10 protein-coding genes are annotated in these 6,257 nt (G+C 46.4%); 5 read left to right on the top strand and 5 right to left on the bottom strand.

The genetic code is table 11. From position 1 onward, the window contains the following. Positions 1 to 43: 43 nt before the first annotated feature. The 3 genes from QT974_RS29460 to QT974_RS29450 all read right to left on the bottom strand — a co-directional run bounded on the left by QT974_RS29460 (position 44) and on the right by QT974_RS29450 (position 1,455). Positions 44 to 238: a hypothetical protein gene (locus QT974_RS29460; RefSeq protein ID WP_333471934.1), complete on the bottom strand. Its 195-nt coding sequence runs from the start codon at positions 236 to 238 to the stop codon at positions 44 to 46. Between the two features lie 535 nt (positions 239 to 773). Further along, positions 774 to 971: a hypothetical protein gene (locus tag QT974_RS29455; protein ID WP_333471933.1), complete on the bottom strand. Its 198-nt coding sequence runs from the start codon at positions 969 to 971 to the stop codon at positions 774 to 776. Between the two features lie 328 nt (positions 972 to 1,299). Further along, positions 1,300 to 1,455: a hypothetical protein gene (locus QT974_RS29450; RefSeq protein ID WP_333471932.1), complete on the bottom strand. Its 156-nt coding sequence runs from the start codon at positions 1,453 to 1,455 to the stop codon at positions 1,300 to 1,302. Positions 1,456 to 1,636: 181 nt separating this feature from the next. On the opposite strand from QT974_RS29450, the gene QT974_RS29445 reads away from it, so the two are divergent. Next, positions 1,637 to 2,047 carry an AbrB family transcriptional regulator gene (locus tag QT974_RS29445; RefSeq protein ID WP_293126913.1) on the top strand — a complete coding sequence of 137 codons (411 nt, stop codon included), beginning with the start codon at positions 1,637 to 1,639 and terminating at the stop codon, positions 2,045 to 2,047. A 90-nt stretch (positions 2,048 to 2,137) separates the two neighbouring features. Beyond that, positions 2,138 to 2,605 carry a regulatory protein RecX gene (locus tag QT974_RS29440; RefSeq protein WP_442933222.1) on the top strand — a complete coding sequence of 156 codons (468 nt, stop codon included), beginning with the start codon at positions 2,138 to 2,140 and terminating at the stop codon, positions 2,603 to 2,605. Positions 2,606 to 2,976: 371 nt separating this feature from the next. Here QT974_RS29440 and QT974_RS29435 read toward each other — a convergent pair whose 3' ends face one another. Beyond that, positions 2,977 to 3,492 (bottom strand): DUF4385 domain-containing protein, encoded by a 516-nt coding sequence (locus QT974_RS29435; RefSeq protein WP_333471930.1) that lies wholly within the window; start codon positions 3,490 to 3,492, stop codon positions 2,977 to 2,979. Then, complete coding sequence (locus QT974_RS29430; protein ID WP_333471929.1) at positions 3,489 to 3,914, bottom strand: DoxX family protein; 426 nt, start codon at positions 3,912 to 3,914, stop codon at positions 3,489 to 3,491. The genes QT974_RS29435 and QT974_RS29430 overlap by 4 nt, the downstream gene beginning before the upstream one ends. A gap of 43 nt (positions 3,915 to 3,957) precedes the next feature. Between QT974_RS29430 and QT974_RS29425 the strand changes: the two genes are divergently transcribed. From QT974_RS29425 to ureE, 3 genes are all read left to right on the top strand, one after another. After that, positions 3,958 to 4,242, top strand: coding sequence for a hypothetical protein (locus tag QT974_RS29425; protein WP_333471928.1), 285 nt, complete (start codon positions 3,958 to 3,960; stop codon positions 4,240 to 4,242). Positions 4,243 to 4,819: 577 nt separating this feature from the next. Continuing rightward, complete coding sequence (locus QT974_RS29420) at positions 4,820 to 5,311, top strand: DUF4168 domain-containing protein (protein ID WP_333471927.1); 492 nt, start codon at positions 4,820 to 4,822, stop codon at positions 5,309 to 5,311. A 373-nt stretch (positions 5,312 to 5,684) separates the two neighbouring features. Beyond that, entirely contained in the window at positions 5,685 to 6,122 is a 438-nt protein-coding gene (gene ureE, locus QT974_RS29415) for an urease accessory protein UreE (protein ID WP_333471926.1), read from the top strand. Positions 6,123 to 6,257 lie beyond the last annotated feature (135 nt).

The following is a 6,257-nucleotide window of genomic DNA, read 5'->3' as shown; positions in this document are numbered from 1 at the left end:
GGGAGGGACTTGAAGCCTCCCATGCCTATAAATGACTATACTTTTACCAGCTATTAGGCACAAATGTTCGCAATTCTGTGATGCCTTTTTCGTCAAGGATATGCGGTTTACTTATCACTACAAACTCAGGAGTTGCCCTGCTGTTGTATTTTTTGGGGAAAATCGTATCGGCATCTCGGGGGTCTCTGTCTTTGAATACTCGATCGAGCATTCCGAGAGTTTCGCAGCAGACAATCAAAGCCTCAGTTGCAAAAATTAAGAACGCCGCTACCCAGCAGGCGGTGGCTATATTTGAGAATCAGTAATTGTGGAAGCTGCTATAAGTCAATATGCTTGGGTTAGCAATTGTGATTGCGAGGAACGCCATACATGAACGCGATCCGTAAAAAAGCAATCTCCGTGTCTATTCTTGGGATCGTTTTATTGAGCGCAGTGGCTTAACCCAAGCGTATTGGGCTATCAGTTTTAGCGATCGAGCTTATGGTGTGTAAATTTTGAGAATCTGGCAGCTTGCCGACAACGAGTTGAAACCAGTCATTTCCACTGAAACTCCATGCCGCGAAATGCTGCTAATTTGTATGGGTATCTGGGAATTACCCGGTACAAATCACCTTTAATTCGTCGGTGGCGGGGCATTAGTCGAAATATTTTTCCTAGTTCCCCGCGGCACCCTACAGAAAAAGCGGGTTCGCCTCAAGAGTGACGAAATAATGCCGCGCGATCGAAAGGGTGCCGCACAGTATTATAGATTGTATATTTCCACTAACTATTCCTCACTGTTGTCTCCTCTGCTGCATCCGCATCCGCATCGCACCTTGGAACATCGCAGACAATCTTTCACTACCGCCGCAGCTCGTAGTAGTTCCACAAGAAAATGCAAGTGCGAGTGCCGGCGATCCTAACCCGAAATCGCGATCGGTCATTCCCCAATGTCCAATCCCCGATCGCTCATCGCTCGCGCTATTATTCATCTCCAGAGTGGCTGCGCGATATTTCTGCACTCGCGCCCGCGATCGTCAGATTTAAGCTAAAAGTCGTTCAACGAACAGGTGAAATTTGCTGCGGTTTTTACGGGATTGCACTCCGGCGAGTGCATTCTGTGCGAGTTATATGCCACGTACCTTAATAGAAGATTGTGGCTGGGTATTTGGCGTTTTGACGGGATTGGCTGCCCGAAAAACAAGGTTTACAACTAGCTAGGTGGCAGCGGCATCAAGAACAAGTGCGGCCTCGCCTTGCCGATCTAAAAGTTGACCCCGTACCAGTAAATGCTTTCGGCAGATTTGCAGCGGCGTCGCCCTAGGTATTTCCATTCATCGCTGTCTTGGTTTTGACTTTGACCGCCGACTGGAGGGGGATTGGTAAATGCAGGGAACAGACTTTACTGTAAAAAAGTAAAGCATTTAATTTGCGAATAATTCCCCGCGCGATCGCTTTTCGAGGTTGTGCAAGCATTTTGACCGCGAGCAGGAAATAGATCGCCGCCTGCAAGCATCCTTACTTGCACCCCCGTTTTGAGGTCACAGAAATTTATCCAGAATCATATATTCCTAATTCTTAGTATTGACAGTGAAACAAAGTTAATCTAATGTGTTGTAATTGATATAAGTAAAGTCCAATAAGCGAGGTAAGGTCAATGGCAGAAACAGCTACAGCACCCTTAACAGGAAAAGGTCTGCTTCAAAAAATCAAAGGCAGCGATTTGCCGCGCAGAGAACTTGCAAAGCTTTGCGGCTACTTCACCGTCAGCAAGAGTGGAGAAACCCGGATTAACCTGGCTGAGTTTTACGATGCAGTATTAGCTGCTAAGGGCATTGAGCTAGAGAAGTCTAAAGCAGACGGACGCGGACGAGAAGCGAGTTATCGAGCTAGCGTTCACAAGAATGGCTCGATCGTGATCGGAGCAAATTATACCCAAGAAATGGGATTAAAGCCGGGCGACGAGTTTGAAATTAAACTCGGATACAAGCACATTCGCTTGATTCAGATCGATGTTGACAGACCGGATGTGGAAGTGGATGATGAAGAGGAGGATACAGAAGAATAGAGGATCTCGTGATGCAGTCTGCCGATAGCAAGGCGACTGGATTTGACATTCCCTACACCAGTATTTGCGCGCTACCCTTCGATTTAACTGATGAGCTGTCTTGACTATTTCTATTTTCTCTTGTCCCGCAAAGACTACAGTGCCTCTGAACTTCGCAAAAAGGGGCAAGAGAAAGGTTTTGGCAATGAGGAAATATTGGAGGCGATCGCGCAAATTCAAGACCGGGGCTATCAGTCTGACACTCGCTTGGTGGCAAACTCGATCGCCTCTGCTACGGGCAAATACGGGAAATCAGCCGTCAAGCGCAAGTGCCTGCAAAAAGGAATTACTAGCGATTTGTTCGAGCAAGTCTGGGAAGAAGAATTAGCCCAAAATCAGGACTCAGAAGCAGAAAAACTGCCAGAATTAAAAGCCAAAGTCATGCGGAAATACAAGATAGAGGCGATCGGTAATGTAGATCCGAAAACCAAGGGCAAAGTCTTGAATTACCTGCAATACAGGGGCTTTAATGCCTTTGAAATTTGGCGCCAGTGGCAAACAGAAGAAGAGGATAGTTAAATTGTAGGGTCTGGCACATCAGTTCGGCCCCCTAGACAGCCACAACTCCACTGCTGTCTAGGGGGCTAATATTATTTGAGATTTGAGAATGAGGTTTTGGCGATCGCGGTGCCGCTTGCTTGCAGAAGTGTCTTACCAGAAAGATTTTAGATGGGGATGATTTACCCCACCCAAAAACGGACACTTGCTTTAAGACACTCCTGACTCCATCGCCGAAAATTTTAGACCGAAGTTTCTAGTCCCAGATTAATATTGTCTGGACTAAAAGAAAAATTGATTGAGCCGATACGGGTTGGGAGCGCAGACTCTCCCGTCCGCCGATTTGCGGAAAATGGTATCAATTGCGAATTCTGAGCTTGAGTAACTGTATGTCAATCCTCAGACTTGCTTCCAGAAGATTCGTACATCTGTCTGTGTCTGGCTAAAAGCTGGAGATATTTCTCGTTGGTTTTGGCCAGCGTCCATTTCTCTTTAAAAATGGCGGCGGATGCTGCTTTCACCGGATCTGCTTCTAACGGCAAAATATCTTTTCTGGCTGCGGTTTGCTCTGCAACAGACTCCAGCTTCTGAGGGTTCTGCTGATATTTTCGGCCGCTTTTATGATTAGCGTAGCGGCGCGATCGAGTATACCCCATCTGCAAGAACTTGCGGGCCATGTCGGCTCCCACAAAATCATCGGCATCGAGATACTCTAAAAACAACGAGTAAATTTTGCTGCTGGACTCAAAGGCAATTTCAGGAGTCTTAAATCTCCACCAAGGCAGAATTTCTGCTTTGTACGGCTCCACCAGCAGCACTCCCTGTTCTCCTTTCCCCACCCGATAAAGTTCCGGGTGCTGTCGAAAGTCGAGGTTCTTAAAATCTAAAGAGTAGTCGAACTGCTTCATTGAGCGTTTTCTGTTCTATCTGGAACTAGAGAAGCCCGCGGTTTACCTTCGTCTGGTTGGGTATAAACCCAGGCCCAAGCAATCAAGACAGCTTGCAAAGGCAGCCTAAACCAATAGACTAATGGGTTGTGCGGAATCCCTTCTATGGGAATGCTGTTGACTGCTTGATTGATATTAGCCGGAAACACGGCAATAAACAGGGCAATTAAGCCCCACGCCGCGGCTCTGCTAACGGCAGGAATTAACAGCCCAATTCCCCCCAAAATCTCGAAAAAACCGCTGATATAAACCAATGCTTCCGGGTAAGGAAGCTGGGGTGGCACGATTCTGATAAAGGGTGCGGGTACTGCAAAGTGCAGCACGCCTACAATACTGATAGCTACTGCCAGGATAACGCGCCAAAGTTCTTTTTGAGCTTTCATGGACAATCGGTAATTAATAATTGTTAAGTTGTTGCAAAAAGCCTTGCAAAAATTCGCAACGCGCGATCGAGATGCTCCCAGGAGCGAGGCACAAAAATTCAAGGATTCTGCGTTTCTAGTCTTGCGGGTGGCTGTAAGGATATTTAGGAGAAAAACCAAGTTTCGATCGCAGTCCGAGATTAGTTTTCGCAGCCAGAATATCGAGCAAGCACGGACTCGAATCAAAGCCTCGGGCGTGCGGCCCCAAACAGATACTGCCTGTTTTGCTACCAAGATTTTAATCTCTAGTTTGCGAATCCTGCCTCTGTCTGAGGATGGTAAAACCTGATTTTTGGTTGCGCCTCAGGTTGGGTATGGTGCCTGAGGGGGGGATTTTTTCGATCGACAAATGCGTTTCGGCTTAACATTAAATCCACACAGGAATTGATGAGTGCGATTCCTCTTAAACTGGACACCACCAATCAAGAATGCAAATACTGAGCTTTGCTCCAAACCCCAATTTTCAAATCTAAAAATCGCCAAATCGAGAATTCCCTAGCTTTCGGGCGATTAAGAGCCCGATAGCTTCGCTTCACGCACCTCAAAGCGACTAATTTGTCAATAAACTTTAGAATGTTTTAATATTTGCGCTTTCAGAATTATTTGTAGAGGCAATTCGGGAACAGTCTGCAATCAAAGTTAACCCAGATTTTTGGGATTTTGTCAACTTCTCCAAGATGTTACAATAGATAGAATTAGGAAATTTGCTCAAAAGTCAATTTATAGTAAAAAGTAGCAAATGCTCCTGCTGGAATGAAAAATTGTTACCCAAGGGCAGGAACTTTCTTGCCACAACCTTATTCAAAAAGATTGAGCCGCTCAGTGCTGTGTCATTTTTATCTACACGCAAGCAATTACCGACGACCATGAACACCTCACTCAACACCCCTAAATTTAGATTTAACCGGATGCTGCGACAATCTTTGTTTGCAGGCATCATTTCCGCAGCAGCTTTGGCTAGCGGATGGGCTCCTGGCTGGTACGCACAATCCTCAAGCCCCGTTTTCGGAGCAGCAGCCCAAGCTCAAGAAATTAGCAACGCCGAAATTACTAGCTACGCTCGCGCTGTCTTGGGAATAGAACCCGGGCGGCTAGAAACTATTAAAGAAATTAAAGGCATGACAGGAGGCTCGCTTCCTAGAATAGTCTGCAACGAAACTCAGGGAATTAATAGCCTGTCTGGAGGTGTACGGGGCGTAGCGGTGAATTACTGCCAACAAGCTAAAAAAATTATCGAAAGCAATGGCTTGACAGTGAGTCGCTTCAACCAGCTCACTTTGCTCCAGCAAGCGAATCCGGCAGTTAAACAGAGAATTCAAGCTGAGCTGCTGCGGCTGCAACAAGCGGGCAATCAATAAAATCTAGGGTTTGAGTCTTTCTTCCTCTCCCGTTCGATGAGATTTCTCCTCAACCAGCAATTATTGGGCAGGCCGGATGCCTACCGCACAGGAATTATTGGAGATTTCTGTGGTTCTAGTTACTCGATGTTATGGGAAATTTTGGGAAAAAATGGCGCTAGTCTCCGATCGAGTGCTTGACTAGATGACATAAATTTGGTATGAGAACCAGAACGGGAGCGGTTCAGAGAGATGACTGTTTGGTATGGAAATTTAAGGGTACAGGCGGGCTTTGCTGGCGAACCCAAACACAGCAAATGGCAATTCGACCTCGAAAATATATTCCTCAAAAACTGGATGTGAAGTGAATTTATCAGAGGAATAGAATAGTAAAATGCTCAGTTTCACAAAACATTTGCCTGCTAATCCCGATGCTGTTGTCAGCTTTAGTTTGCCGATGACAGCGGACGATCGCACTCGCAGCCGCCACCGATTCGAGACAGAGGCAGGATTCGTGCTACACTTGGCTTTGCCTAGAGGTACGGTATTGCGCGATCGAGATTTATTGCAGTCGGAAGACGGTAACTGTTTGGTACTAATAAGTGCAAAACCCGAGCCGGTGCTGACCGCAAGGGCCTCGACTGGGCTGCTGCTGATGCGGGCGGCTTATCATTTGGGAAACCGCCATGTAGCTTTAGAAGTGGCAGATAATTATTTAAGGCTTTCTCCTGACTCTGTTTTGCAGGGAATGCTGGAAAAAATGGGTTTGGAAGTAATCGAGGAAGTTGTGCCGTTTCAGCCGGAAATCGGCGCTTACGCGCACAGTCATTAGGAATTGGCTGGCGCAGGGAATGGGGAATGGGGCATTGGCTGGCGCAGGGGATTGGCTTGCGCAGGGGATTGGAACCAACCAATAACAAATAACAAATAACAAATAACAAATAACAAATAACAAATAACAAATAAC

This window comes from Microcoleus sp. BM001215392 (assembly GCF_036700185.1).
In the GTDB taxonomy this organism is placed as follows: Bacteria; Cyanobacteriota; Cyanobacteriia; order Cyanobacteriales; family Microcoleaceae; genus Microcoleus.
The sequence above is the reverse complement of the archived record's forward strand: the minus strand, read 5'-3'. Positions and strand labels throughout refer to the sequence as shown.

Excerpts from the sequence above, each read along its gene's own strand:
- QT974_RS29440 (WP_442933222.1), top strand. The coding sequence starts at position 2,138 with ATGAGCTGTCTTGACTATTTCTATTTTCTCTTGTCCCGCAAAGACTAC.
- QT974_RS29430 (WP_333471929.1), bottom strand. The coding sequence starts at position 3,914 with ATGAAAGCTCAAAAAGAACTTTGGCGCGTTATCCTGGCAGTAGCTATC.
- QT974_RS29435 (WP_333471930.1), bottom strand. The coding sequence starts at position 3,492 with ATGAAGCAGTTCGACTACTCTTTAGATTTTAAGAACCTCGACTTTCGA.
- QT974_RS29445 (WP_293126913.1), top strand. The coding sequence starts at position 1,637 with ATGGCAGAAACAGCTACAGCACCCTTAACAGGAAAAGGTCTGCTTCAA.
- QT974_RS29420 (WP_333471927.1), top strand. The coding sequence starts at position 4,820 with ATGAACACCTCACTCAACACCCCTAAATTTAGATTTAACCGGATGCTG.
- QT974_RS29455 (WP_333471933.1), bottom strand. The coding sequence starts at position 971 with ATGAATAATAGCGCGAGCGATGAGCGATCGGGGATTGGACATTGGGGA.
- ureE (WP_333471926.1), top strand. The coding sequence starts at position 5,685 with ATGCTCAGTTTCACAAAACATTTGCCTGCTAATCCCGATGCTGTTGTC.
- QT974_RS29450 (WP_333471932.1), bottom strand. The coding sequence starts at position 1,455 with ATGCTTGCACAACCTCGAAAAGCGATCGCGCGGGGAATTATTCGCAAA.